This is a genomic window from Streptomyces atratus (genome assembly GCF_900119365.1).
Classification (GTDB): Bacteria; Actinomycetota; Actinomycetes; order Streptomycetales; family Streptomycetaceae; genus Streptomyces; species Streptomyces atratus_B.
Genome location: NZ_FPJO01000002.1, coordinates 508,664 through 534,281, shown reverse-complemented (window position 1 = coordinate 534,281; position 25,618 = coordinate 508,664). Strand labels below are relative to the sequence as shown.

At 70.0% G+C, this 25,618-nt stretch carries 24 protein-coding genes; 13 read left to right on the top strand and 11 right to left on the bottom strand.

Annotated features, from left to right (window positions below):
* Positions 1-35 precede the first annotated feature (35 nt).
* From BT364_RS06595 to BT364_RS06580, 4 genes are all read left to right on the top strand, one after another.
* The gene (locus BT364_RS06595) at positions 36-2,048 is read left to right on the top strand and encodes a hypothetical protein (protein ID WP_143166454.1); all 2,013 of its coding nucleotides are present in this window, start codon (positions 36-38) and stop codon (positions 2,046-2,048) included.
* Between the two features lie 335 nt (positions 2,049-2,383).
* On the top strand, positions 2,384-3,025 hold the full coding sequence (locus BT364_RS06590) for an IclR family transcriptional regulator (RefSeq protein ID WP_072484127.1): 642 nt from the start codon (positions 2,384-2,386) through the stop codon (positions 3,023-3,025).
* A gap of 171 nt (positions 3,026-3,196) precedes the next feature.
* Positions 3,197-3,385, top strand: a complete 189-nt coding sequence (locus tag BT364_RS06585) for a superinfection immunity protein (RefSeq protein WP_072484126.1) — start codon at positions 3,197-3,199, stop codon at positions 3,383-3,385.
* A 67-nt stretch (positions 3,386-3,452) separates the two neighbouring features.
* Positions 3,453-4,241, top strand: a complete 789-nt coding sequence (locus BT364_RS06580; RefSeq protein WP_072484125.1) for a S16 family serine protease — start codon at positions 3,453-3,455, stop codon at positions 4,239-4,241.
* A gap of 181 nt (positions 4,242-4,422) precedes the next feature.
* On the opposite strand, the gene BT364_RS06575 is transcribed toward BT364_RS06580, so the two are convergent.
* The 6 genes from BT364_RS06575 to BT364_RS06550 all read right to left on the bottom strand — a co-directional run bounded on the left by BT364_RS06575 (position 4,423) and on the right by BT364_RS06550 (position 9,402).
* The gene (locus BT364_RS06575) at positions 4,423-5,031 is read right to left on the bottom strand and encodes a winged helix-turn-helix domain-containing protein (RefSeq protein ID WP_072484124.1); all 609 of its coding nucleotides are present in this window, start codon (positions 5,029-5,031) and stop codon (positions 4,423-4,425) included.
* A gap of 94 nt (positions 5,032-5,125) precedes the next feature.
* On the bottom strand, positions 5,126-6,106 hold the full coding sequence (locus BT364_RS06570) for a glycine betaine ABC transporter substrate-binding protein (protein ID WP_072484123.1): 981 nt from the start codon (positions 6,104-6,106) through the stop codon (positions 5,126-5,128).
* Positions 6,106-6,921: an ABC transporter permease gene (locus BT364_RS06565; RefSeq protein ID WP_072484212.1), complete on the bottom strand. Its 816-nt coding sequence runs from the start codon at positions 6,919-6,921 to the stop codon at positions 6,106-6,108. Before BT364_RS06565 ends, BT364_RS06570 begins: the two co-directional genes overlap by 1 nt.
* 80 nt (positions 6,922-7,001) lie before the next feature.
* A complete protein-coding gene (locus tag BT364_RS06560; RefSeq protein ID WP_072484122.1) occupies positions 7,002-8,273 on the bottom strand; it encodes an ABC transporter ATP-binding protein in 1,272 nt (423 codons plus the stop codon).
* Positions 8,266-8,913 carry an ABC transporter permease gene (locus BT364_RS06555; RefSeq protein ID WP_072484121.1) on the bottom strand — a complete coding sequence of 216 codons (648 nt, stop codon included), beginning with the start codon at positions 8,911-8,913 and terminating at the stop codon, positions 8,266-8,268. Before BT364_RS06555 ends, BT364_RS06560 begins: the two co-directional genes overlap by 8 nt.
* Positions 8,914-8,928: 15 nt before the next feature.
* A complete protein-coding gene (locus tag BT364_RS06550) occupies positions 8,929-9,402 on the bottom strand; it encodes an Lrp/AsnC family transcriptional regulator (RefSeq protein ID WP_072484211.1) in 474 nt (157 codons plus the stop codon).
* A gap of 134 nt (positions 9,403-9,536) precedes the next feature.
* Here BT364_RS06550 and hppD point away from each other — a divergent pair, with 134 nt between their 5' ends.
* Positions 9,537-10,682 carry a 4-hydroxyphenylpyruvate dioxygenase gene (hppD, locus tag BT364_RS06545; protein WP_072484120.1) on the top strand — a complete coding sequence of 382 codons (1,146 nt, stop codon included), beginning with the start codon at positions 9,537-9,539 and terminating at the stop codon, positions 10,680-10,682.
* Positions 10,683-10,801: 119 nt separating this feature from the next.
* Here hppD and BT364_RS06540 read toward each other — a convergent pair whose 3' ends face one another.
* Positions 10,802-12,283: a tetratricopeptide repeat protein gene (locus BT364_RS06540; protein ID WP_079179349.1), complete on the bottom strand. Its 1,482-nt coding sequence runs from the start codon at positions 12,281-12,283 to the stop codon at positions 10,802-10,804.
* Between the two features lie 97 nt (positions 12,284-12,380).
* On the opposite strand from BT364_RS06540, the gene BT364_RS06535 reads away from it, so the two are divergent.
* Positions 12,381-13,748: an FAD-binding oxidoreductase gene (locus BT364_RS06535; protein WP_072484119.1), complete on the top strand. Its 1,368-nt coding sequence runs from the start codon at positions 12,381-12,383 to the stop codon at positions 13,746-13,748.
* A gap of 35 nt (positions 13,749-13,783) precedes the next feature.
* Here BT364_RS06535 and BT364_RS06530 read toward each other — a convergent pair whose 3' ends face one another.
* Positions 13,784-14,260 (bottom strand): SsgA family sporulation/cell division regulator, encoded by a 477-nt coding sequence (locus BT364_RS06530; protein ID WP_072484118.1) that lies wholly within the window; start codon positions 14,258-14,260, stop codon positions 13,784-13,786.
* Between the two features lie 212 nt (positions 14,261-14,472).
* On the opposite strand from BT364_RS06530, the gene BT364_RS06525 reads away from it, so the two are divergent.
* The gene (locus tag BT364_RS06525) at positions 14,473-16,095 is read left to right on the top strand and encodes an RDD family protein (protein WP_072484117.1); all 1,623 of its coding nucleotides are present in this window, start codon (positions 14,473-14,475) and stop codon (positions 16,093-16,095) included.
* A 111-nt stretch (positions 16,096-16,206) separates the two neighbouring features.
* The gene (locus BT364_RS06520; RefSeq protein ID WP_072484116.1) at positions 16,207-16,863 is read left to right on the top strand and encodes an RDD family protein; all 657 of its coding nucleotides are present in this window, start codon (positions 16,207-16,209) and stop codon (positions 16,861-16,863) included.
* 32 nt (positions 16,864-16,895) lie between these two features.
* Here the strand turns inward: BT364_RS06520 and BT364_RS06515 are convergent, their stop codons facing one another.
* Entirely contained in the window at positions 16,896-17,261 is a 366-nt protein-coding gene (locus BT364_RS06515) for a hypothetical protein (protein WP_072484115.1), read from the bottom strand.
* 368 nt (positions 17,262-17,629) lie between these two features.
* Between BT364_RS06515 and BT364_RS06510 the strand changes: the two genes are divergently transcribed.
* On the top strand, positions 17,630-20,029 hold the full coding sequence (locus BT364_RS06510; RefSeq protein ID WP_079179335.1) for an immune inhibitor A domain-containing protein: 2,400 nt from the start codon (positions 17,630-17,632) through the stop codon (positions 20,027-20,029).
* Between the two features lie 124 nt (positions 20,030-20,153).
* Entirely contained in the window at positions 20,154-20,489 is a 336-nt protein-coding gene (locus BT364_RS06505) for a hypothetical protein (RefSeq protein ID WP_177328034.1), read from the top strand.
* A gap of 46 nt (positions 20,490-20,535) precedes the next feature.
* Here the strand turns inward: BT364_RS06505 and BT364_RS06500 are convergent, their stop codons facing one another.
* On the bottom strand, positions 20,536-21,120 hold the full coding sequence (locus BT364_RS06500) for an isochorismatase family protein (RefSeq protein ID WP_072484112.1): 585 nt from the start codon (positions 21,118-21,120) through the stop codon (positions 20,536-20,538).
* Positions 21,121-21,443: 323 nt separating this feature from the next.
* Positions 21,444-22,772 (bottom strand): nicotinate phosphoribosyltransferase, encoded by a 1,329-nt coding sequence (locus BT364_RS06495; RefSeq protein ID WP_072484111.1) that lies wholly within the window; start codon positions 22,770-22,772, stop codon positions 21,444-21,446.
* Between the two features lie 78 nt (positions 22,773-22,850).
* Here BT364_RS06495 and clpS point away from each other — a divergent pair, with 78 nt between their 5' ends.
* From clpS to BT364_RS06480, 3 genes are all read left to right on the top strand, one after another.
* The gene (gene clpS / locus BT364_RS06490; RefSeq protein ID WP_072484110.1) at positions 22,851-23,165 is read left to right on the top strand and encodes an ATP-dependent Clp protease adapter ClpS; all 315 of its coding nucleotides are present in this window, start codon (positions 22,851-22,853) and stop codon (positions 23,163-23,165) included.
* Between the two features lie 64 nt (positions 23,166-23,229).
* Positions 23,230-23,817 (top strand): DUF2017 domain-containing protein, encoded by a 588-nt coding sequence (locus BT364_RS06485; RefSeq protein ID WP_072484109.1) that lies wholly within the window; start codon positions 23,230-23,232, stop codon positions 23,815-23,817.
* 335 nt (positions 23,818-24,152) lie between these two features.
* Complete coding sequence (locus BT364_RS06480; RefSeq protein WP_072484108.1) at positions 24,153-25,592, top strand: amino acid permease; 1,440 nt, start codon at positions 24,153-24,155, stop codon at positions 25,590-25,592.
* The last annotated feature ends 26 nt before the right edge of the window (positions 25,593-25,618 follow it).

Sequence of the window (25,618 nt, the reverse complement as noted above, 5' to 3'; positions counted from 1 at the left end):
CCCGCAGCAGCTGAAGACACCCATGGAGGAGCAACATGCCCGCCCGACAATCGACAAGAACCGGAAGACCGGGTGCGGTGTTACGCCGCGCCGTGGCCCTCACCGCCGGGGCCGTGCTCGTCTGGACCGGTGGCACCTTCGCACTCGCGCCCGCAGCCCAGGCCGGCACCGTCACCCCGACCGTCCACTGCAGCCTGCCCGCCGGTCAGGGCGAGGCGACCGGGCCGCAGCAGATGAGCGTCGACCTGTCGCCGTCGATCGTCGACCCGGGCGGCAAGGTCCACGCCAAGGTCACCCTCGGGCCGTCCCCCGCCACCAGCGGCCTCAGCCTGAGCGACGTCCCCACCACCCCCAGCATCGACTTCGCCATGTCCGGCGGCGCCACCGGCACGGTCACCGTCACCGGCCCCCAGATCAACCTCGACATCCCGTCCGGCAAGCCCATCGAAATCCCGCCGTACGAAGGGGACTTCATCATCCCCGCCGACGCGAGCGGCCCGATCTCCTTCACTCCCGTACGCAATCTGACGCGTACGAAGGTGCTCGGCTCCACCTACGAGACCCCGTGCGACGTGGTGAGCGGCGGCGGCTCCATCGGCACGGTGACCGCCGAGGGCACCGCAGGCCATCCGGCCACCTTGACCGCACCCACCACCGCCGTCCGGCCGTCCACCGCCGTCACCCTGTCCGGCAGCCTGTGGACCGCGGGCGCCACCCCCGTACCGTCGCTGTGCGCGGCGGACGGCGGCGGCTGCGACCCCGCCAAGTTCGTCTCCAGCACCCTCTCCATCAGCGGCTCCGGGGAACTGTCCGGCAGCGCGGTGCTCGCCGCCGCGGGCGCCGTGCCCGACGGCTCGTACCTGGTGAAGGTCGGCGACGGTACGAAGGAGGCGACCGCGCCCCTGACGGTCAAGGCCTTCGTCCCCGCCGGGCCGCGGGCCATCGCGCTCTCCCGCTCCGGCGCGCCGGTCGGCAGCGTCATCCGGGTCACCGGCAGCAACTACTTCCAGGACCGGTGGATCAACACCGTCGGCCTGGACGCGGGCGGGGCGACGCTCGACGACACCGCCGTCTATGTGAAGAGCACCCCCGAGGGCACGTTCAGCGCCGACTTCACCGTCTCCGACCCGGCCATCGCCGCGATCCAGGTCGACGAGGGAAACGATCCGGCCACTGTGCTGACCACACCGTTCACCGTGACCGACGCCTCCGCGACGCTCTCCGCGGGCGCGGCGAAGGTCAAGCCGGGCGGGACGATCGCCCTCTTCGGCGGTGACTGGCCGTCCGGCACCACGCCCACCGCCGCGCTCTGCACCGCCGACGGCGGCTCCTGCGACAGCACCCGGATCAGCGGCTCCACCCTCCGGATCGGCGCCGACGGAACGCTCGCCGGCACGGTCACCGTCGCCGGATCCACCCCGCGTGCCGTGTACGCACTCCAGGTCACCGCCGGGGGAGCGCAGGCCCTCACCCCGCTGACCGTCGCCCCGTCCTTCGTCGTGCTCACTCCGTCGGCCGGTCCGAAGGGCACGGCGGTCACCGTCGTCGGGCAGGGCTTCGCGAAGGTCGCGACCGTGTCCATCGTCGGGCTGCGGGCCGACGGATCGCAGACGTCCGACCCGGCGAAGACCAAGGTGGTGGGGCTGGACGGGGCGTTCTCGCAGACCTTCACGGTCAACGCCGCCGACACCGTCGCCATCCGGGTCCGGGAGGTCCTCGTCAACCCGCGCACCGAGACAGCGGCGTTCACCGTCCAGGACGGCACCGTTCCCGCCGGACCGTCCTTCGCGCTCTCGCCGCCCGAGGGGCCCGTCGGCACGGCGGTCCAGGTGACCGGACGGGGATTCGCCCCCGTCGCCACGGTCTCGGTGACGGGCCGCACCGCGGACGGGAAGCAGACCGCCGACCCGTACGTCACCCGGGTCGTCGGGCTCGACGGCACTTTCGCCCTCGACTTCACCGTCCGTGACCCGGCGACGAAGTCGATCCGGGCCTGTGAGGTGCTCGTGAACGGAAAAATTGTGCAGCAGTCGTTCACCGTGAGTTGACGACAGTTCACTTCCGGTGCGTGAAGTGCCGTGAAGGCGTCGGCCGACCTGGACGCGCGTAGACCTCCGGGATCCGGCCGGCGCCGCGCTGACCGGCACTTATGCTGCTTCAAGCCAACTCCCGCTCCGACGGCGCCCGGATTCTGGACGAGGCCTTCCGCTGAGCGGACTCGCTCGCTACTGTCCCAAAAAATGAACGCCCCGTGGCAGAGCCGCTCCGGGGCGCAGCCGGTGCCTGGTTAGGCCGGCGGCCTCTCCGTGCGTCGCCGCTGGGACCGGCGGCGCACATTCCGTGGGAACCAGCCGCTGCCGCTCATCAAAGAGGAGAGGGCGTCGTGACCGCGGAAACCTCCCAGACGCTCGACCGGGGCCTGAGGGTCCTCAAACTGCTTGCCGACACCGACCACGGCCTGACCGTCACCGAGTTGTCCAACAAACTCGGGGTCAACCGGACCGTGGTCTACCGTCTGCTCGCCACCCTGGAGCAACACGCCCTGGTGCGCCGCGACTTGGGCGGCCGGGCCAGAGTGGGCCTGGGTGTGCTGCGCCTGGGCCGCCAAGTGCATCCGCTCGTACGGGAAGCCGCGCTGCCCGCGCTGCGGTCGCTGGCCGAGGACATAGGGGCCACCGCCCATCTCACGCTGGTCGACGGCAGCGACGCGCTGGCCGTCGCGGTCGTCGAACCGACCTGGACGGACTACCACGTGGCCTACCGGGCCGGTTTCCGCCACCCGCTGGACCGGGGCGCCGCGGGCCGGGCGATCCTCGCCGCCCGCCAGAAGCCGGTCGGCGAGACCGCCTTCACCCTCACCCACGGCGAGCTGGAGGCCGGGGCGAGCGGGGCCGCGGCGGCGCTGGTGGGGGTGACCGGGGTCGAGGGCAGCGTGGGTGTGGTGATGCTCTCGGACTCCGTGCCCGAGCGCGTCGGGCCCCGCGTGGTGGACGCGGCCCGGGAAGTGGCGGACGCGCTCCGATAGGGGGCGACGGGCCGGAGAACCGATGGGCCGGACGGACCCTGCGGGGCCGATCGCGGGCCGGCACTCGGGGCGGATTCTGGCCGGTTCATGTCTTCGCGGGCGCCCGGCCGGGCCGTATGTTTTCGGGGCTCACGCCTTGACCGAAGCGCGTGGCCGTTCCGGGGGGTTCCGATGGATGGTTCTGTTCTCCTGCTTCTCGTCGTCGTGGGTATCGCGGTGTACTTCCTGCCGTTCATGATCGCCGCGGGGCGCGGGGTGAACACCGGCTCGGTGTTCGTGATCAATCTGTTCCTCGGCTGGACGTTCATCGGCTGGGTGGTCGCCCTGGCCATGTCGATGGGAAACCGGCGGACGCCGTAGAAACGCCCTCCGGCCGCGTACGGGGCTCCCGGCCCGTGCGTCCGGGCCAGGCGGTTAGATTGGGCGGGTGCTCACTCGTCTCTCGCGCCCCCGTGCCCTCGCTCTGTGCGCCCTGCCCGTCCTCGCCCTGTTCGGCGTGGCCGCGTTCGCACCGCTGCCGTTCACCCTGGCGCAGCCCGGCTCGACGGCGAACGTGCTCGGGGACGATCACGGCACGCCCGTGATCAGCATCAAGGGCGCACCGACCCGCCCCACCGAGGGTGAGCTGCGGATGACGACGATCGTCGCGACCGGGCCGACCGCCGATGTCGGCGTCGGTGATGTGATCGACAGCTGGTTCCGTACGGACCGGGCGGTCCTGCCCCGTGACTCCGTCTATCCGAGCGGCGGCTCCGAGAAGGAGATCGAGAAGCACAACCTCGACGACATGCGGAAGTCGCAGGACTCCGCGGTCGACGCCGCCCTGAACTACCTCGGGAAGAAGCCCGGCTCGGTCGATGTGACCCTGCACCTCGCCGATGTGGGCGGCCCCAGTGCCGGTCTGTTCTTCGCGCTCGGCATCGTCGACAAGCTCGACGGCGACGGCTCCGGCGGCGATCTCACCGGCGGCCGCACCGTCGCGGGCACCGGCACGATCCAGGCGAACGGCGAGGTCGGCGCGGTCGGCGGGGTGTCGCTGAAGACCCAGGCGGCACGCCGCGACGGGGCGACCGTCTTCCTCGTACCGAAGGCGGAGTGCAGGGAGGCGCGCGCCGAGCTCCCCAAGGGGCTGCGGCTGATCCCGGTCACGACTCTGAAGAGCGCGGTGTCCTCGCTCCGGGCGCTGGAGCAGGGGCACAAGGTCCCGAGCTGCTGATCTCCTTGGCCGCCTGCGACGGTACGGGCGCAGTCCGGTGCGCGAGGCGGCCGGTACGAGGTCGGACTCCGTTGCGTACCGCCGCAGTTCGGCGGAGCGCAGGCCGTGCAGCAGCAGATGGGTGTCGGAGTGCATGACGGTGTCCTTCCGGTCGGGAGGGGCTCGTTGCCCGCGGGGCTGGTTACTCCGCGGGGCGCGGGAAGAGGTGCACATGGCTGCGGACGTCGGCCGATCCCTCGGTGCCCTCCGGGACCTGGCCCCGGTAGCTCTCGATGAGTTCGTGGATCTTCCCGATCAGTTCCTCGGCGAGATCCGGGGTGAGGCGCACCTGGAAATCGCTGATGTCCCAGCCCTCGCGCCATTCCTCGGGCCATTCGCGCATGGTGCCGATCCAGGTGTTCAGCTCCTGGGCGTGCGAGGTGGCAGTCTCGTGGAGTACGACATCGACGGCACCGCGTACCGCGGGGTCCGGGTGGCTCAGGAATCTGCCGCTGTCGAAGACGGTGCCGCGGTGTGCGGCCCGCCACCAGCGCTCGCGGCCCTTGCCGCGCTCCGGGTCGTCCTCGACGAAGCCGTACGCCGCCAGCTGTCTGAGGTGGTAGCTGGTGGCTCCGCTGGACTCGCCGAGCCGCTCGGCGAGACCGGAGGCGGTGGCGGGGCCGTACTCCCGCAGGGCGGCCAGCAGGCGCAGCCGCAGGGGGTGGGCCAGTCCGCGCAGGGTGCGGGCATCGACCTTGTGGATGTTCTCGGCTTCGGCGGGGGTCCCGGCGCCGTCCTCTGTTGCGGGCATGGGTAAACCGTAGAGTTGCAAAGCTCTCTTTGCAACGGAACCTTTGCGAGCGGCGGGCGCTGCCCGGGGGAGGGCGGCGACGGAGGCTCCCGGCTCAGCCCTCCTTGATGAACCCCTCCTGGATCAGCCAGTCCTTCGCCACCTCGTGCGGGTCCTGCCCGTCCACGTCCACCTTGGCGTTGAGCACCTGCGCGACCTCGGTGGTCAGCTTCTTGCTGACCGGGTCGAGCAGCGCGGCGATCTGCGGATACTTCTCGAAGGTCTTGGTGTGGATCACCGGCGCCGCGTTGTAGTTGGGGAAGAAGTGCTTGTCGTCGACGAGCACTTCGAGGTCCATCGCCTTGATCCGGCCGTCCGTGGTGAACACCTCGCCCAGCAGGCAGGAGTTGGACTTCGAGACCTGGGTGTAGATGATCCCGGCATCCATCTTCTTGATGTTGCCGGCCGGGAGCGACATCCCGTAGGCCTTCTCCATGCCCGGCAGCCCGTCGTCGCGCGAGGCGAACTCGTTCTCCACGCAGATCGTCACCGCCGACGGGTCCTTCTTCGCCAGCGCCGCGACGTCGGAGAGCGTCTTCAGGTGGTACTTCGCGTTGTTCTTCCGGCTGATGGCGAGCGCGTAGGTGTTGTTGAGCGTGGACGGCGTCAGCCAGGTCACCCCCGTCCTGCGGTCCTCGTCGCGGACCGCCTCCCACTGCTCGACCGGGTCGGGGATCGGCTTCGCATGGCCCAGGTAGGTGATCCAGCCGGTGCCCGTGTACTCGTACATCGCGTCCGCGCCGCCCTTGACGATCGCCTCGCGCGCACTGATCGAGCCGGGCAGGTTCGTCCGGTCCAGGACCTCCGCGCCGGCGGCCTTGAAGACCAGGCCGATCATCTGGCCCAGGATGATGTTCTCGCTGAAGTTCTTCGAGGTGACGGTCAGCGAGGCACCGTCCAGCGGCTTCCCCCGGCCGACCGAGCCCGGCACCACGTCGTCCACCATCGGCGAGCCGCTCTTCAGCCCGCACCCGGAGAGCGCCAGCGCCAGCGCCACCGCCCCCACCAGGCCGGCCCGTACCTTCCGCGGCCCCATCACCCCACCTCCAGTCCGCGCGGCGTCAGCGCCACCTCGACCAGTGAGGCCAGCCAGTCCACCAGCAGCGCCAGCACCACCGTCAGCACCGAACCGAGCACCAGTACCGGCATCCGCTGGGTCTGGATGCCCGAGGTGATCAGGTCCCCGAGGCCGCCGCCACCGACGAAGGTGGCCAGGGTCGCCGTACCCACATTGAGCACCAGCGCCGTGCGCACACCGGCCAGGATCAGCGGGACGGCGAGCGGCAGCTCGACCTTGGTGAGCGTCCCCGTCGCCGACATGCCGATGCCGCGCGAGGCCTCGATCAGGTTCGGTTCGATCGCCCTGAGACCGGCCACCGTGTTGGAGAAGACCGGCAGCACCGCGTAGATCACCATGCCGATGATCGCCGTCGAGGGTCCGATGCCCAGCCAGATCACCAGCAGTGCCAGAAGGCCGATCGCCGGTGTCGCCTGCCCGACGTTGGCGACCGCCGTGACCACCGGGGCGCCCTTGCGCAGCCTGCGCCGGGTCAGCGCGATCCCCAGCGGAATGGCGATGATCAGCACCCAGAACGTCGAGATCGCGGTCAGCCGCACATGCTGCCACCAGCGCAACCGCACATTGCCGCCGGTCAGCGAGTTCCGCGCGATCGAGTCGAGATGGACATTGGTGATCCACAGATACGTGATGGCCAGCACGATCACGAGCGCGACCGGCATCACCACCAGCTTGCGCCAGGTGAACCGGCGCGGCGGACCGGCCGGTGGCGGGGCCGGCTCCTCCTCCTCGTCCCGGAAGGCATGACCCTTGACGTCGTGCTCGCCGGGCAGGCGGTCCTTGCCGGAGGAGGGCGTGGGCGGCTCGGGGCGCGGCCGGCGGGAGGGTTCGTGGTTCAACGGTGGATTGCGAGTCATGCGCCCGGACCGCCCTCCAGCTCCGCTTCGGTCTGCTGGCTGCGCATCTCCTCCAGGTCGTGCTGGTGCTCGATGGCGGCGAGCCGGTCGGCCTCCAGCAGTTCATGGACGGAGTTCATCAGGGTCTGCATGTCGACGACCCCGATGAACTCGCCGCGCCGCCCGGTCACCGCGGCCCGCCCGCCGCTGTCGGTCAGCACCGCCTCCAGCGCGTCGTGCAGCGTCGCGTCACGCGTCACCGTGTCGTGGACCAGCTGCCCGGCCCGCGCCAGCGAACCCCGGGCCCGCATCAGGTCGCCACGCCGCAGCCACTTGTACGGGCGGTTCCTGCGGTCCAGCATCAGCAGCTCGTTGTGCGGGCCGCTGCGTAGCTTGTTGAAGATCGACTGGAGCGGGTCGTCGACCGTCACCGTCGGGAACGCGGCCATCTCCACATCCCGTACGCGGGTGAGGTTGAGCCGCTTCAGCGCCGCGCCGGCCCCGACGAAGCCCGAGACGAAGTCGTCCGTCGGATTGGTGAGGATCGCCTCCGGGGTGTCGAACTGCGCGATGTGCGAACGCTCCCGCAGCACGGCGATCCGGTCACCCAGCTTGATCGCCTCGTCGAAGTCGTGGGTGACGAAGACGATCGTCTTGTGCAGTTCGTGCTGGAGCCGGATCAGCTCGTCCTGGAGGTGGTCGCGGGTGATCGGGTCGACCGCGCCGAACGGTTCGTCCATCAGCAGCACCGGCGGATCGGCCGCCAACGCCCGTGCCACGCCCACCCGTTGCTGCTGCCCGCCGGACAGCGCGCGGGGATAGCGCCCGTGGAACTCCCGCGGGTCGAGCCCCACCAGATCGAGCATCTCCTCGACCCGGTCCTTCACCTTCGACTTCGACCAGCCGACCATCTTCGGTACGAGGGCGATGTTCTCGGCGACCGTCATGTGCGGGAAGAGCCCGGACGACTGGATCGCGTATCCGATCTTGCGGCGGAGCTTCACCGGGTCGATGTCGGTGACGTCCTCGTCGTTGATCCTGATCCGCCCGGACGAAGGCTCGATCAGCCGGTTGATCATCTTCAGCGTGGTGGACTTTCCGCAGCCGGACGGGCCGACGAAGATCACCGTCTCGCCGGCCTTGATGTCCATCGAGACGCTGTCCACCGCCGGGCTCGGATTGCCCGGATAGTGCTTGGTCAGGTCCTCCAGCTGGATAGTGGCACCGGACGTGGTTCTCTTCGTTCCGGCGCTCTCGGCGTCCGTGCTCCCGGTGGCGGTCTCAGACACGAATCCCCCTTGGAATGGTGAGCCGCCCGAGCAGTACGTACGCGGCGTCGAAGAGCAGAGCGAGGATGACGATGCCGAGCGTGCCCGCGAGCACCTGATTGAGCGCGTTGGCGCTGCCCAGCGAGGCGATGCCACGGAAGATCTCGTTGCCCAGGCCGGGGCCCGAGGCGTACGCGGCGATGGCGGCGATGCCCATCAGCATCTGTGTGGAGACCCGGATGCCGGTGAGAATCGGCGGCCAGGCGAGCGGGAGTTCCACCCGGCACAGCCGGGCGGGCCGCGACATCCCGATGCCCTTCGCCGCATCGACCAGCGCCGGATCGACGCCGCGCAGCCCCACGATGGAGTTGCGGACGATGGGCAGCAGCCCGTACAGCGTCAGGGTGATCACCGTGGGCGCGACGCCGAGGCCGACGAGCGGGATGAGCAGACCGATCGCGGCGAGGGAGGGGATGGTGAGGATCGTCGCCGTCGAGGTGATGGCCAGTGACCCCGCCCAGCCGCTGCGGTAGGTGACGACCCCGATCAGGATGCCCAGCGCGGTGGCGATGACCATGCACTGGAACACGGCGCTGACGTGCTGGTACGCGTCGGTGAGCAGCTGTTGGTGCTGGTTGCCCAGGTACTCCCAGAAGCTCACGCGTCACTCCTCGGCTCAGTCGTTGTCCTCCGCGGCCTGCTCGACGAGCGGGATGATCCGCAGCGGGACCGGGTTCTCCATGACGATGGCCGTGGAGGCCCGGACGATGCCATCAAAACCGACAACCCGGTCGATCACCCGTTGGAGATCGGCGTTGGAACGCGCGACGAGACGGCAGAGCATGTCGCCGTGCCCGGTGGTGGTGTGCAGCTCCAGCACTTCCGGTACGCCGGCCAAGTGGGCCCGTACATCGGCTCCTTGACCCTGCTTGATCTCCAGCGTGGCGAACGCGGTGACGGGATAGCCGAGCGCCGCCGGATCGACCGCCGGACCGAATCCGCGGATGACTCCATTCGACTGAAGCCGGTCGAGCCGGGCCTGCACCGTGCCCCGGGCCACGCCGAGCCTGCGCGATGCTTCGAGGACGCCGATGCGGGGCTCACGGGCCAGCAGCACGATGAGCCGCCCGTCCAGTCGATCGATCGCCATGGTCTTCTCCGAAGGGGTGGGCGTGATGGTCATCATGCACAGATAGCCCGTTCATCATCCCGATCCGCTGTACAGATTGACCAGCAGATTCACGAACTATTGCGCACCTTGCGAAGCAGAGAGAGCCTTCGGGCATGACTGAGACTCTGCACACCACCCCCGAAACAGCCCGGCAGGCCGACCCCTTCCCGGTCAAGGGAATGGACGCGGTCGTCTTCGCCGTCGGCAACGCCAAGCAGGCCGCGCACTACTACTCGACGGCCTTCGGCATGAAGCTGGTCGCCTACTCCGGACCGGAGAACGGCAGCCGCGAGACGGCGAGTTACGTACTGACCAACGGATCGGCGCGTTTCGTCTTCACCTCCGTCATCAAGGCCGCCACCGACCACGGCCGCTTCCTCGCCGCCCATGTGGCCGAGCACGGCGACGGCGTCGTCGACCTGGCCATCGAGGTCCCGGACGCCCGCGCGGCCTACGCGTACGCGGTCGAGCACGGCGCCCTCGGCCTCGACGAGCCGCACGAGGTCAAGGACGAGCACGGCACCGTCGTGCTCGCCGCGATCGCCACCTACGGCAAGACCCGGCACACCCTCGTCGAGCGCTCCGGCTACGACGGCCCCTACCTCCCCGGCTACGCCGCGGCCGACCCGATCGTCGAGCCCCCGGCCAAGCGGACCTTCCAGGCCGTCGACCACTGCGTCGGCAACGTGGAGCTCGGCCGGATGAACGAGTGGGTCGGCTTCTACAACAAGGTCATGGGCTTCACCAACATGAAGGAGTTCGTGGGCGACGACATCGCCACCGAGTACTCCGCGCTCATGTCGAAGGTCGTCGCCGACGGCACCCTCAAGGTCAAGTTCCCGATCAACGAACCGGCGATCGCCAAGAAGAAGTCCCAGATCGACGAGTACCTGGAGTTCTACGGCGGCGCCGGCGTCCAGCACATCGCGCTCGCCACGAACGACATCGTCGCCTCGGTACGGGCGATGCGGGCGGCAGGCGTCCAGTTCCTGGACACGCCCGACTCGTACTACGACACCCTCGGCGAGTGGGCGGGCGAGACCCGCGTGCCCGTGGAGACCCTGCGCGAGCTGAAGATCCTCGTCGACCGCGACGAGGACGGCTACCTGCTGCAGATCTTCACCAAGCCGGTCCAGGACCGCCCGACCGTCTTCTTCGAGATGATCGAGCGCCATGGCTCGATGGGCTTCGGCAAGGGCAACTTCAAGGCCCTGTTCGAGGCGATCGAGCGCGAGCAGGAGAAGCGCGGCAACCTCTGACCCCCGGGTCGGCGCACCACAGGCTCCGGGCTCCTCAGCGGCCGCCCGGGGCCTGTGGCGTTGTCACGGGCCGCTGCGGCTCGGGCTTCGGGGCGGGCCCATGTCCGGTGGGGGAGGTGTCAGCCGTCCAGGGCCTCCTGGGCGGCCGGACCGTCCAGCGGCGAGAACCGCGGGTTGGAGCGCAGGGCCTCCTCCAGATTGCGGCGCGCCGGACCGTAGTCCCGCAAGGCCTTCTGGATCACGCCCAGGTGGTACGCGTACGAGGCGTTCTGCCCACCCGTCTCCACCGCGCGGGCCGCGTACTCCAGCGCGGCGGACGGGTCGCCCGAGCGGTACAGGGCCCAGCCCAGTGCGTCCGCCACCGCCGCGCTGCGGTGGCGGCGCGCCCATTCGGCGTCCAGCAGGTCGACCGCCGCGTCCGGATCCCCGTGATCGGTCTCGAAACGGCCGCGCAGGAGCGCGTTGTCCACGCCCTGGGCATCGTCCCGGTCGAGCGCCTCGCGGAGCCCGGCGTACTGGCCGCGGGCTTCTTCCTCCTGCCCCAGCGACTCGTACAACTCGCCCAGCGCCAGCATGTATTCGGGCCGGGGGAGCTGCGCCAGCGCCGCCCGGTAGTCGCGCAGCGCCTCGTCCGTGCGGCCGAGCGCCACCAGCGCCCTGGCCCGGCCCGCGAGCGACGGATGGTGCGCCCGGTCGGCCCGCAGCGCCGCGCCGTACTGCGCGACCGCCTCCTCCGGCTCGCCCCGCTCCCAGGCCAGCTCGCCCAGCAGGGCCAGGCACTCCGCCTTCTGCGCGGGGGTGGCCGCCCGGTCCGCCGCGTCCTGCGCGTTGGCCAGCGCGTCCTCGCGCCAGCCGCGGTCCAGATACATCCTGGCCGTCTGCACGAGCGCCGGAACCCCCGCACGCAGCGCCGTGAACCGCTCCACCGCCGTCTTCACGGACTCGCGGTCCCCGAGACCGGCGTACGCCTCGATCAGCGCCGGATAGACGGTCCACTGCTTGGGCTGCCGCGCCCGTACCGTCTCGCCCCACTTCTTCGCCGTGCCGAAGTCGTGCCGGGCATTGGCCAGCGCCGCGAGCCCCACCCAGGCCGCCGTGTTCCCGTTCGCACCCGGCCGCACCTCCAGCGAGCGCTTCAGGGCCTGCTCGGCCCGTCCGTAGTACGCCGCGTCCGCGGAACGCCGCGCCCACTCCACGTAGGCCGTACCGAGCACCGCCCAGGACCGGGCGTCGGACGGATGGGTGCCCACCCACTGCTGCCGGTCCCCGATCAGCGCCGTCAGATCGGAGAGCGAGGCCGGGGAGCCGGCCGCCGTCGCCGTCAGCGCACGCGAGACCGGACCGGGTACGGGCGGCGGCGCGGCCTTCTTCCCGTCGTCCGGCACGGCCACCACCGCACCCGTCACCAGCACCGCACCCGCCACCACGCCCAGGGCCGCCCGGCGCAGCGTCGTACGCAGCGAGAGGGGCGGGACCCCGTCCTCCGACGCCGGGTCACGGAGCGCGGACAGCGCGGAGGCGCCGGAGAAGTCGGAGGCGTCAAGGGGAGGGCGGCGGCTCGGATCGTGGGACTGCGGAGGCTGCTGCGGCATGACATCCATGCCGATCACTCTGCGTCAGTAATAAGAGCACACCGCGCCTTGTGAAGGCCGCGGCAGACGGGTTCACACCAATGGGCCCGGGTGTCACGCTTGGATCATGAACGGTCTTCTCGGACAACTGCGTGCGGGTCTGCCCGCCGAGGCATTGGTCACGGATCCCGACGTCACCGCCTCGTACGCCCACGACATGGCGAGCTTCTGCGACGCGGGCACGCCCGCCGTCGTCGTGCTCCCGCGCACGGTCGAGCAGGTCCAGCACGTCATGCGCACCGCCACCGCGCTGCGCGTGCCGGTCGTCCCGCAGGGAGCCCGTACCGGCCTGTCGGGCGCGGCCAACGCCTCCGACGGCTGCATCGTGCTGTCCCTGGTGAAGATGGACCGGATCCTGGAGATCAGCCCGGTCGACCGGATCGCCGTCGTCGAACCCGGCGTCGTCAACGCGGTGCTGTCCCGGGCGGTCAACGAGCACGGTCTCTATTACCCGCCGGACCCCTCCAGCTGGGAGATGTGCACCATCGGCGGCAACATCGGCACCGCGTCCGGCGGTCTGTGCTGCGTGAAGTACGGGGTCACCGCCGAATACGTACTCGGCCTGGAGGTCGTCCTCGCCGACGGGCGCCTGCTCAGCACCGGCCGCCGCACCGCGAAGGGCGTCGCCGGATACGACCTCACCCGGCTCTTCGTCGGCTCGGAGGGCAGCCTCGGCATCGTCGTCAAGGCCGTGCTCGCGCTGAAGCCGCAGCCGCCGCAGCAGCTGGTCCTGGCCGCGGAGTTCCCGAGCGCGGCGACCGCCTGCGACGCGATCTGCCGGATCATGGAGCGTGGTCACACTCCGTCACTCCTCGAACTGATGGACCGTACAACGGTCCAGGCCGTCAACAAGATGGCCAACATGGGCCTCCCCGACACCACCGAGGCGCTCCTGCTCGCCGCCTTCGACACCCCGGACCCGTCGGCCGACCTGGCCGCCGTCGCCGAGCTGTGCACCGCGGCCGGTGCCACCGACGTGGTCCCCGCGGAGGACGCCGCCGAGTCCGAAATGCTGCTCCAGGCCCGGCGGATGTCGCTCACCGCACTGGAGACCGTCAAGTCGGCCACGATGATCGACGACGTCTGCGTACCCCGCTCGAAGCTCGGCGCCATGCTGGAGGGCACCGCGGCCGTCGCCGAGAAGTACGGCCTCACCATCGGCGTCTGCGCGCACGCGGGCGACGGCAACACCCACCCCGTCGTCTGCTTCGACCACACCGACGCCGACGAGTCCCGGCGGGCCCGCGAATCCTTCGACGAGATCATGGCGCTCGGCCTGGAGCTCGGCGGCACGATCACCGGTGAACACGGCGTGGGCGTACTGAAGAAGGAATGGCTCGCGCGCGAGCTCGGCGAGGTGAGCGTCGAACTGCACCGGGGCATCAAGCAGGCGTTCGACCCGCTGGGGCTCCTCAACCCCGGCAAGGTGTTCTGACGGCGGGCGCGACGGCCGGGCGGAGCGGTGCCCGCTCATGCCTCGCCGTCCTGCGACTCGTCCGACGGCCACGGGTCGCGCATCCACAGGTCGTCGGCCGGCAGCGGCGCGAGCAGCTCGGCGAGGCCCTCGTCGATCCCGAGCAGCTCGGCCTCCGTGCCGGGCGGGACCACCCGCAGCGTCCGCTCCACCCAGGCGGCCACCGCGGCGGACGGCACCTCCAGGAGCGCGTTCCCGTCGGGCGAGCTCAGCGCGACGAAGATGACGTTGCGCTGATCGACCTTGGTCGGCCAGATCCGGACGTCCCCGTGACCACACGGCCGGAACACCCCTTCGACCAGCAGATCGCGGGCGAACATCCAGCGGACCGGGAAGTCGGAGCCGATGTGAAAGGCGACGTGCACGGCGTACGGGTCCTCCGTGCGGTACGTCAGACGGGCGGGTACGGGGATGCTGCGCTCGGGCGACAGGACCAGCCTGAGTTCCAGCTCGCGTTCCACGACGGTGTGCATGAGTGCGTCCTTCCGGTGCCTGTGGACCGGTCCCATGACCGGCCCGCACAAGGAGAGAGCGCCCTCCCCGCCATCTATTACGCGACTTCCGAAAGAATTTTCCGGGCGACGGGAAACCGGCCCAAACCCCTGGAGTGGCCCAGGGGTACGCGGGCGTCTGGTAGATGTGGACCCGTTGTATTCAGGCCTCGAAGAGATACGGGACCACGGTGATGAGCGCCCCAACCCCGGCACCCGGTGACGAAAGCCCCCACGAGGGGTACTACCCCGACCCGTCCATTCCCGGATATGTCCGGTACTGGAACGGTGCTTCGTGGGTGCCAGGCACGAGCCGCCCCGCCCCTCAGCAGGGCGAGTCGATCCCTGCGGCGCCTTCCGGAGCAGCGCCCTCCGCACCGGCGGCCGAGCCGCAGCCGGAGCCGCGGCCGCCGGTGCAGTCGCCGTCGCAGCCCGCTGTCCCGGCACCGGTGGACGAGACCGGTCCGGTTTTCCTGGACGAGGAGCCGTCCGCGGGCAACCGCCCCGAACCGGCCACCGCCTGGCAGGCCGACGCCTCCCGGCAGACCGGATTCGGCGGGGAACGCGACCGCCGGGTCTCCTGGGGCGGCAGCGGCCAGCCCGATGACCAGGGCGGCCGGAGCGGGCAGAGCGGCCAGGGCGGGCAGAGCGGCCAGGGCGATCAGGATCGGCCGTCGCGTACGGAGCCCGGCCCCGATCCGCGTACGCCCGCCGACCGCGCTCCTGCCGACGGTGCCCCCGCCGACCGGGCTCCGGCGGACCCGCGACAGCCCGCGGCAGCTCCCCCCGAGAACACTGTGGCGATCCGGGTCGGCCGCCAGGGCCGTCCCGGCAGCGGCAGCGGCGGAACGGGCGACGGCACGGGCGACGCGGGGCGGCCGCCCGCCGACGGGACGGTCACGATCCGGGCCGTGGGCCGGGGAGGCGGCCCGCCCGCTCACCGGACGCCGGAACCGGCGGCCTCGGAGGGGACGATGGCGATCCGCGCGATCGCCCCCGGTACGGGCGCCCAGAACCCCGCCCAGGCCCCCGCACAGAACCGGACCCCCGCCCCGGCGCAGAACCCCGCCCTGGCCCCGGCCCCGGCCCCGGCCCCCGTACAGAACCCCGCCCCCTGGGCACAGCTCCCAGCCCAGCAGCAACAGCCCCAGCTCCCGGCCCAGCAGCACCAGCAACAGCCCCAGCAGCACCGACTCCATCCCCAGCCCCAGCAACCCCACCAGCCGCAGCCGCAGCCGCAGCTCGGTGCGCAGGGTGCTCAGCCGGATCAGCCCGTCGTGCCCTGGAAGCCGCCGGTCGACGACCCCTTCCAGCAGCTCGCGCAGGCCCAGGCGGCGGCCAGGCCCGCCGGACTCGGCAAGCGGTTCGCCGCCCGGCTGATCGACACCGTCGTACTGATGGCGCTCGTCGGCGCCATCGGCTTCCCGCTCGTCTCGCAGGCACTGGACCACATCGACGAGAAGATCAACGCGGCGAAGCTGTCCGGAGAGACGGTCACCGTCTGGCTGGTGGACTCCACCACGGCCGGTCTGTTCGGTGGGGTGCTCGGCGCGTTCCTCGTGCTCGGCGTCCTGCTGGAGGCGCTGCCGACGGCCAAGTGGGGGCGCACGCTCGGCAAGAAGGTCTGCGGACTCGAAGTACGGGACATCGAGTCCCACGACGCCCCGTCCTTCGGCGCCGCGCTGCGCCGGTGGCTGGTCTACGGCGTGCTCGGCGTCCTCGTGATCGGCGTGGTCAACGTGCTGTGGTGCCTGATCGACCGGCCGTGGCGCCAGTGCTGGCACGACAAGGTGGCACACACCTTCGTGGCGAGCTGAGCGCACCCGTCCGGCTGACGGCCCATCGGGTGAGAGTCGGTCAGCGGCGCCCTTTCCCCCGAACGCACCTGAGCCGTTGCGGGCACCCCCGGGCCGGGGTGCACTGCCCCCATGAGCAACGATCAGCCGACGTCCGGTCAGCCGCCCGAGGACGACCCGTTCCTCAAGAAGCCGCACGAGCCGCCGCCGTCATCGGGTTCGCCGTACGACAGTGCTCCGCCCCCGCCACCGTACGATCCGGGGCCCTACGGCGGCGGACCGTACGGCGGTGCGGATCCGCTGGCCGGCATGCCGCCGCTCGGGGAGCCGGGCAAGCGCATCCTGGCCCGGCTGATCGACTTCCTGATCATCTCGATCCCGCTCTATCTGATCTCGCTGCCGTGGGGCGGCGTGGTCGAGGTGACGGAGAACAACGGCGACAGCAACGGCGTCAGCGATGTCTTCAGCCAGACGTACAGCGGGCACCAGCTGGTGTGGTCGCTGATCGGCCTGGTCGCCTACGTCGCGTACGACACCTATTTCACGCACAAGGACGGCCGGACCCTCGGCAAGCGGTTGCTGAAGCTGCGGGTCGCGATGCTCAACGACGGCCGGGTGCCGGATACCGGCGCGGCGTTCCTGCGGGCCGTGGTGCTGTGGCTGCCGGCGCTGCTGTGCTGCCCGTGCCTGTGGTGGCTGATCAACATCGTGCTCATGTTCACGGACAAGCCGTACCGGCAGGGCCTGCACGACAAGGCGGCGAAGACGGTGGTCGTACAGACCAACTGAGCCGGACGGCCGAGCCGGACCGGCCGGACCGGCTAGGGGCGCAGCGAGTGCTGGCCCACGCGCTCGTCCGCGGGAGTCGCGGTGCGCCGCGCGGCCTCGCGGGGGGCGGGGACCGGGGCCTGGGCCCCGTCGCGGGCGAGACCCTCGGCCTCGACGGCCGCGGAGACCGCGTCCTGGTTCACCCGGACCGCGGAGCGGGCCCTTGCCCGCTTCGCAGCTTTCGCGTGTGACGGCTGGGGTACGGTCACGGCCACCAGCAGACCGAGCGCGAGCGCCGCGGTTCCGATGACGGCGATTGCGATGCCCGATTCCGTACGGGAGAGCAGCAGCATCGCGAGGGTCGAGAAGACGACGGTGACCGAACCGTACGAGAGCTGTGCGGCAGTGGGATGCGGCATGGCGGTATCCGTCCTCGGGGCATCGGAGGGGCAGTCTCTCAACACGGTCGCACTGTCAATCGACTCTACGACGGTGGATGCCCGAGAGGGGCCACCGGTAAGCGTGACCTAACCCACGGTACCGGTGCACAGGGGGCGCACGGAGTCATTCCGTACGCCAACCGCGGCGCATGACGCGCCGGTTGCCCGCTTGATGAACGTCCGGATAACGGAAGCGTTCTCCTGCATAGTGCACTTGGCCTGTTCAAGTCAAGATCTGTCTTTTCTCGCGTAACTCCGGTCGAATGTCGTCACTTGTGACGCGTATTCGCGCGCGGCCCCACACCACTCCTGGCCGCAGCGGCGAGTGCCGGGGAGGACTGCATCAAGTGACCACAAACAGACGGGCGCTTCGCGCCGCAGCGGTTGTCGTGGCCATGGCCGCCACTGCCGCCACGGCGTCAGCTTTTGCCACGGCCCAGGCAGATGACACGACATCGGGGGCCAAGAGCGCCACCGTCGACCGCCGTGACCCGGGGTCGGCGAAGGGTAATGAGCACGATCTGAAGGGCCCGTTCACCGAGCAGCAGGACGCGCAGCGTCAGGCCGCCCTGGAGCAGGTCATATCGGGCGACAAGAAGATCTCGAAGCGTGGCGGCTCCCAGGTCGTCAAGCTCGACGACAAGAAGTACGTCGAGCTCGGCCGCGAGAAGACCGACAAGATCTTCACGGTCCTGGTGGAGTTCGGCGACCAGGTCGACAACACCACCATGTTCGACCCGGACGGCGACGGCCCGAAGCCGGCCGTTCCGAAGTACGGGGGCACGCCCGGCCCGCTGCACAACAAGATAGCCAAGCCGGACCCCAAGAAGGACAACAGCACCGCCTGGCAGGCCGATTACAACCAGGCGCACTTCCAGGACCTCTACTTCGGTGAGGGCGCCGGCAAGGACTCGCTGAAGACGTACTACGAGAAGACGTCCTCCGGGCGCTACTCGGTCGACGGCGAGGTCTCCGACTGGGTCAAGGTGCCGTACAACGAGGCCCGTTACGGCTCCAACTACTGCGGCTCGACCAACTGCGCCAACGCCTGGGACATGATCCGGGACGGCGTGAACGCCTGGGCCGCCGACCAGAAGGCCCAGGGCCGTACGCCCGAGCAGATCAAGACGGATCTCGCCAAGTACGACCAGTGGGACCGTTACGACTTCGACGGCGACGGCAACTTCAACGAGCCCGACGGCTACATCGACCACTTCCAGATCGTCCACGCCGGTGAGGACGAGTCCGCGGGTGGCGGCGTCGAGGGCAAGAACGCCATCTGGGCCCACCGTTGGTACGCCTACGGCACCAACGCCGGCGCGACCGGCCCGGCCGACAACAAGGCCGGCGGCACCGAGATCGGTGACACCGGCATCTGGGTCGGCGACTACACCGCGCAGCCCGAGAACGGCGGCCTGGGTGTCTTCGCCCACGAGTACGGCCACGACCTGGGGCTGCCGGACCTGTACGACACCACCAACACCGCCGAGAACTCGGTCGGTTTCTGGTCCCTGATGTCGGCCGGTTCCTGGCTCGGCACCGGCAAGGACTCGATCGGTGACCTGCCCGGCGACATGACCGCCTGGGACAAGCTCCAGCTGGGCTGGCTCGACTACGCCGAGGCCAAGGCCTCGACGAAGTCCACCCACAAGCTGGGTGTCTCCGAGTACAACACCAAGAACAAGCAGGCGCTCGTCGTCACGCTGCCCGAGAAGCCCGTCACCACCGCCGTCACCAAGCCGGCGGAGGGCTCCAAGCAGTGGTGGAGCGACATGGGCGACAACCTCAGCAACACCCTGACCCGCTCGGTCGACCTCACCGGCAAGTCCAAGGCCTCCCTGGACCTTTCGGGCTGGTGGGACATCGAGAAGGACTACGACTACCTCTACACCGAGGTGTCGGACAACGGCGGCACCAGCTGGACCGCGATCGACGGCACGGCCGACGGCAAGGCGATCCCGCGCGACGCCAGTGACAAGCCGGCCCTGACCGATGTCTCCGGCGCGTACCAGAAGCTCTCCTTCCCGCTGGACGCCTACGCGGGCAAGAAGATCGACATCCGCTTCCGCTACGCCACCGACGGCGGCGCGGGCGGCATCGGCTTCGCGGCCGACACCATCTCGGTGACCGCCGACGGTGCCGCGCTCTTCGCGGACAACGCCGAGGGCGACGACAACGGCTGGACCGCCAAGGGCTTCTCCCGCGTCGGCGAGTCGTTCACCAAGGACTACCCGCAGTACTACATCGCGGAGAACCGCCAGTACGTCAGCTACGACAAGACCCTTGAGGTCGGCCCGTACAACTTCGGCTTCTCCAAGACCCGTCCGGACTGGGTCGAGCACTACCCGTACCAGAACGGTCTGCTCGTCTGGCTCTGGGACAAGTCCCAGAAGGACAACAACGTGTCGCAGCACCCGGGCCACGGTCTGATCCTGCCGGTCGACGCGCACGCCAAGCCCCTGAAGTGGGCCAACGGCACGATCATGCGCAACAAGATCCAGCCGTTCGACGCTCCCTTCAGCTGGTACGCGACCGACGCCTTCACGCTGCACGACGCGGACGTACCGGTCCGGGTCAAGTCGCAGCGCGGCATCCCGGTCTTCGACGACCACAAGGGCACGTACTGGTACGAGGAGAACCCGACCGGAAGTGTTCAGGTCCCTGACACGAACACCCGGATCTCGATCGTCAAGGAGCCGCGCAGCGGCCAGACGATCACCGTCAAGGTCGGTCCTTCGCACAAGTAGTTCTGCATAATCGCAGGTCAAAGCATGATCGGCCGTCGCCCTCTAGCGGGCGGCGGCCGATCGTGTTTAGGTGCGTCTTGTTCAGAAGCTTATTGACACGACGCCTCACGGGGGAGCGCGGAGCATGGCAGGCGGAGGATTCTGCAAGTTGCCGAACGGCAGTGTGGTGGTGGCGATCACCCTGCCCAGCCCGACGGACGGAGCGGGTCCCGGCACCCCGGTCCGGGTTCTGGTGCACGCGGCCAACCGGGCCCGCGCCCTGACCCGGCTGCGCAACGCGGGCCTGCGCGCCGTCTACCTCCGCGGCAACGCCGAGCCGCCCACACCCGACGAGATCACCGCCGTGCTGCACCACCCCGACGGGCTGCTGTGGCGGGCGAGACCGCAGCAGGCGCAGGAGCTCTGGCACCCGATCCGGGCCCTGCTCCGCCCCGCCGTCCCCGTACGACGTCCGGCCTGAGGCCCGCCCGGGGCCTGCGCGGACCGCAGGGGGCCGTGGCGCGCTTCTACACCACCGGCTTGCCGGACAGCTTCACGCCCGCCCTGCGGAGCTCCTCCAGGGCCCGCTCCGTGGTCGCCTCGGCGACCCCGGCGGTCAGGTCGAGCAGCACATGCGTCGTGAAGCCCGCCCGGACCGCGTCCAGCGCCGTCGCCCGCACGCAGTGGTCGGTCGCGATGCCGACCACGTCGACCTCGGCGATCCGGTGGTCCCGCAGCCAGTCGGCCAGCCCCACGCCGTTCTCGTCCAGGCCCTCGAAGCCGCTGTACGCCGCGGCGTAGGCGCCCTTGTCGAACACCGCGTCGATCGCCCCCGAGGCGACCGCGGGGGCGAAATTCGGGTGGAAGCCCACGCCCTCGGTGCCGGCCACGCAGTGCGCCGGCCAGGAGTCCTCGAAGTCCGGCTCGGCGGAGAAGTGGCTGCCCGGGTCGATGTGGTGGTCACGGGTGGCCACCACGTGGTGGTACCCGGCCTGGGCCGCCCCGATCAGATCGGTGATGGCGGCGGCGACATCGGCGCCCCCCGCCACGGCGAGGCTGCCGCCCTCGCAGAAGTCGTTCTGAACGTCGACGACGATCAACGCGCGGTGCATGGCGGGTGTCCTTCGGTGGGGGACGGTCGGCGGTCGTGGGGGGTGTCTTTCGAGCCTAAGGGCTGTCCCGTAATCCCTGGCGGGCGCGCGACGACAGCCACGGCACCTCGCCGCGTTGTCGGAACGCCCGAGTACATCCAGTATTCGGGCGTCCCTCCGCCTTGCGATGCACCGCGTCTGACGCCGCACGCTGATCCACCAGGGATTACGGGACAGCCCTCAGAGACTCCGGCCCCGGATAGGGAGGGGACGGAACGGAGCCTTGCGGCGCCCGGGGAGCACGGTGGTGAGCGAGCGCGCCCGCCCGCCACCGTGCTCCCCGGTCACACGTGCTCCGTGGGAATCACCGGCTCCCCGCGCGACAGCTGCACCGCCGACATCGGCAGCCCCGCCCGTGCCGCGATGTGCCGCTCACGCGCCGCGTCCAGCGGCTCGCGGGCGATCACCTCGCCGCCCCTGACCAGCTCGACCAGCAGCTGCCGGTCGGCCAGCTCCGGCGGAACGGCGCCGGTGCCGACCACCTCGGCCTCGGCCACCCCGTTCTCGTCCAGCCGGCGCGCGGCCCACTTGCGACCGCCCACCGACGACTTCGCGCCGAGCGACTTCTTGGCCACCGGACGCAGCGGCTCCGCCGGATCGGCGGACCCGGCACGGGCGACGAGCTTGTAGACCATCGAGCAGGTGGGCTGCCCGCTGCCGGTCACCAGCTGCGTGCCCACCCCGTACGCGTCGACCGGCGCCGCGGCCAGCGAGGCGATGGCGTACTCGTCCAGGTCCGACGTCACCACGATCTTCGTCTCCGTGGCGCCCAGCTCGTCCAGCTGCTGCCGCACCCGGTGCGCGACCAGGAGCAGGTCGCCGGAGTCGATCCGCACCGCGCCCAGCCCGGTCCCGGCGACCTCGACCGCCGTGCGGACCGCCTCGGCGACGTCGTACGTGTCGACCAGCAGCGTCGTGCCCCGGCCCAGCGAGTCGACCTGGGCCCGGAACGCGTCGCGCTCGGTGTCGTGGAGCAGCGTGAAGGCGTGGGCGCTCGTCCCGACGGTCGGGATGTTGTAGCGGAAGCCCGCCGCCAGGTCGGACGTGGTGTTGAAGCCGCCTATGTACGCGGCGCGCGCCGACGCCACCGCCGACAGTTCATGGGTGCGTCGTGCACCCATCTCGATCAGGCCACGCCCACCGGCCGCGGCGGACATCCGCGACGCCGCGGCGGCGATCGCCGAGTCGTGGTTGAGGATCGACAGGATCACCGTCTCCAGCAGCACGCACTCGGCGAAGGAGCCCTCGACCCGCAGGATCGGCGAGCCGGGGAAGTACACCTCGCCCTCCGGGTAGCCCCAGATGTCACCGCTGAAGCGGTAGTCGGCCAGCCAGGCGAGCGTGGGCCCGTCCACGACGTTCTGTTCGCGCAGGAAAGTGAGCATCTCGTCGTCGAAGTGGAAGTTCTCCACCGCGTCCAGTACCCGTCCGATGCCCGCGACGACGCCGTAGCGCCGCCCCTCGGGCAGCCGGCGCGTGAAGGCCTCGAAGACCGAGCGCCGGTCGGCCGTGCCGGCCTTCAGCGCGGCCTGCACCATCGTGAGCTCGTACTGGTCGGTGAAGAGCGCGGTCGACGGCACACCGACCCGTCGCCCAAGGTCCGCAGAGTTCATGTCCCGGATGCTACCCCTATTTCGTCAGAGTGACGAGATCTCGGGTCGTTTGTGCGATGCACCCTCCCGAGTGGCAGCATGGGGTGGGTGAGCGTCGCACCCACAGAGATCGAGCGTCCCGAATCGGCCGAGGAGAGTGCCGTCGTCCCCGAGCCGGACGTCCCCTGGGTGACGCTGGTCCACAACGACCCGGTCAATCTCATGAGCTACGTGACCTATGTCTTCCAGGCCTACTTCGGCTACCCCAAGGACAAGGCGCACAAGCTGATGCTGGATGTCCACCAGAAGGGGCGCGCGGTCGTCTCCAGCGGCAGCCGCGAGGAGATGGAGCGCGACGTCCAGGCCATGCACGGCTACGGACTGTGGGCCACCCTCACGCAGGACCGCAACTAGACCGGTCCTCCTCCTGCGCCCCGCCCGAATCCTGCCCCGCCCGACCCACCATCGGAGAAAACCCATGGCCGGCCACTTCGAGGCCACCCCCGGCGGCGGCGCGGCCGTCGCGCTCGACGAGGTGGAGATCGCGATCCTGCGCTCCCTCGCCGTCCAGCTGCTGGAACTGATCGGTCCCGGCGACGAACCCGCCGAGGGCGCGGACCCGCTCGCCGCCCTCTTCGCGGAGGGGCCCAGCGAGCCGCCCACCGACCCCGCCCTGGCCCGCCTCTTCCCCGAGGCGTACGGCGACGAGGACAGCGAACTGCGGGCCGCCTCCGCCGAGTTCCGCCGCTTCACCGAGAACGATCTGCGCGCCCGCAAGCGCACCGACGCCCTCGCCGTCGTACGCACCCTGGACGCCCTCACGGTCGCCGGGGACGGCTCCGCCGTGCTCGAACTGACCGGCGACGAATGCCGCAACTGGCTCGGCGCCCTCAATGACCTCCGGCTCACCATCGGCACCCGCCTGGAGGTCTCCGACCAGGACGAGGGCGAGTCCGGCTCCTCGCTCTACCGTCTCCCCGACAGCGACCCGCGCAAGCCGATGGTCATGGCCTATCTCTGGCTCGGCGCGCTCCAGGAAACGCTCGTGGAAACGCTGATGCCGTAGCCGGTGCCGCGGCGGCGTGCTCCGGACGAGCGTCGAGTGTTCGCTGTTCGCTCAAGGGATGCTCAAATCCGGATAACGATCCTGTCACCCGAATGGTCTCTTTTGCTGCGGCAGGAAACTTTTGTCCGCTTTTTCCTGTGACGTGCACCACATAATGTCCGGTGGATCGCCCGGATGCCCGTGATAAATCTTCACGACCACTCGGGGACGCCACCCCTGTTCCCGAGGGCGTCACGAGCCGGCCACCACCGGCGGCACTCCATCCATATCCGGGGGGATCGGGACCTGATCCGCAGCCTCGACGGCGCGGATCGGCGTGGAGAAAGGCGCAGCACATGACATCGGCACAGGTCGACAACGGGCAGGGCGGCCGCCAGGCCGTGGAAGTCGCGGATGCCGGCCCGGCGGGCGAGGGGTACCAGCGGGCCCTCGGCGCCCGTCAGATCCAGATGATCGCCATCGGCGGAGCCATCGGCACCGGGCTCTTCCTCGGCGCGGGAAAGGCGATCGCCAAGGCCGGACCCAGCCTGATCCTGGCCTACGCCGTCGCGGGCCTGGTGATCTTCTTCATCATGCGGGCACTGGGTGAACTCCTCATGTACCGCCCGGTCTCGGGTTCCTTCTCCGAGTACGCCCGCGAATTCATCGGCCCCTTCGCCGGATTCGTCACCGGCTGGACCTACTGGCTGTTCTGGGTCGTCACCGGAATCACCGAAGTCACCGCGGCCGCCCAGTACATGACGTTCTGGTTCAGCATTCCCCAATGGGTTTCGGCACTGATCTTCACCATCATCCTGTACGGCGTGAACCTGATCTCCGTGAAACTCTTCGGAGAACTCGAATTCTGGTTCTCCATGGTCAAGGTGACCGCCATCATCGGCATGATCCTCATCTGCGCCGGAATTCTCACCCTCGGCTTCTCCGACGCCGGGGACACCGCGTCCGTCACCCACCTCTGGTCGGACGGCGGATTCTTCCCGCACGGCATCAAGGGCACCCTGATGACCCTGCAGATCGTGATGTTCGCCTTCCTCGCCGTCGAACTCGTCGGCGTCACCGCGGGCGAGTCCAAGGACCCGAAGACCGTCCTGCCCAAAGCCATCAACACCGTGCCGTGGCGCATCGCCGTCTTCTACGTCGGCGCCCTCATCATGATCCTCTCCGTGGTCCCGTGGACCGAGTTCTCGCCGGGCGTCTCCCCGTTCGTCGCCGCCTTCGAGAAGATGGGTCTCGGCCTCGGCGCCGGCATCGTCAACTTCGTCGTACTGACCGCGGCGCTCTCCTCCTGCAACTCCGGCATGTACTCCACCGGCCGCATGCTGCGCGACCTCGCGCTCAACGGGCAGGGCCCGAAGCTCTTCACCCGGCTCACCAGGAGCGGCACCCCACTCGTCGGCACCACCTTCTCCGCCGCCCTGATGCTCGTCGGCGTCTGGGTCAACTACCAGTGGCCCGGTGACGCCTTCACCTACGTCGTCTCGTTCGCCACCATCTCCGGCATGTGGGCCTGGATCATGATCCTGATCTGCCAGATCCGCTACCGGCGCCTCGCCGACCGCGGAACGCTCCCGCAGTCCGCCTTCCGGGCCCCCGGCGCCCCGTACAGCAGCGTCTTCGCGCTGGCCTTCATCGCCGTGGTCGTCGTGATGATGGGCATCGACAAGGACACCAGGATCTCGCTGTACTGCGCCCCGCTCTGGGCCGCCCTCCTCGGCATCTCGTACGTGGTCCTCAAGGCCCGCAACCCCGAGAACAAGGCCTTCGCCAAGAACTGAGCCGCCGACCTGCCGCTTCAGCGGCC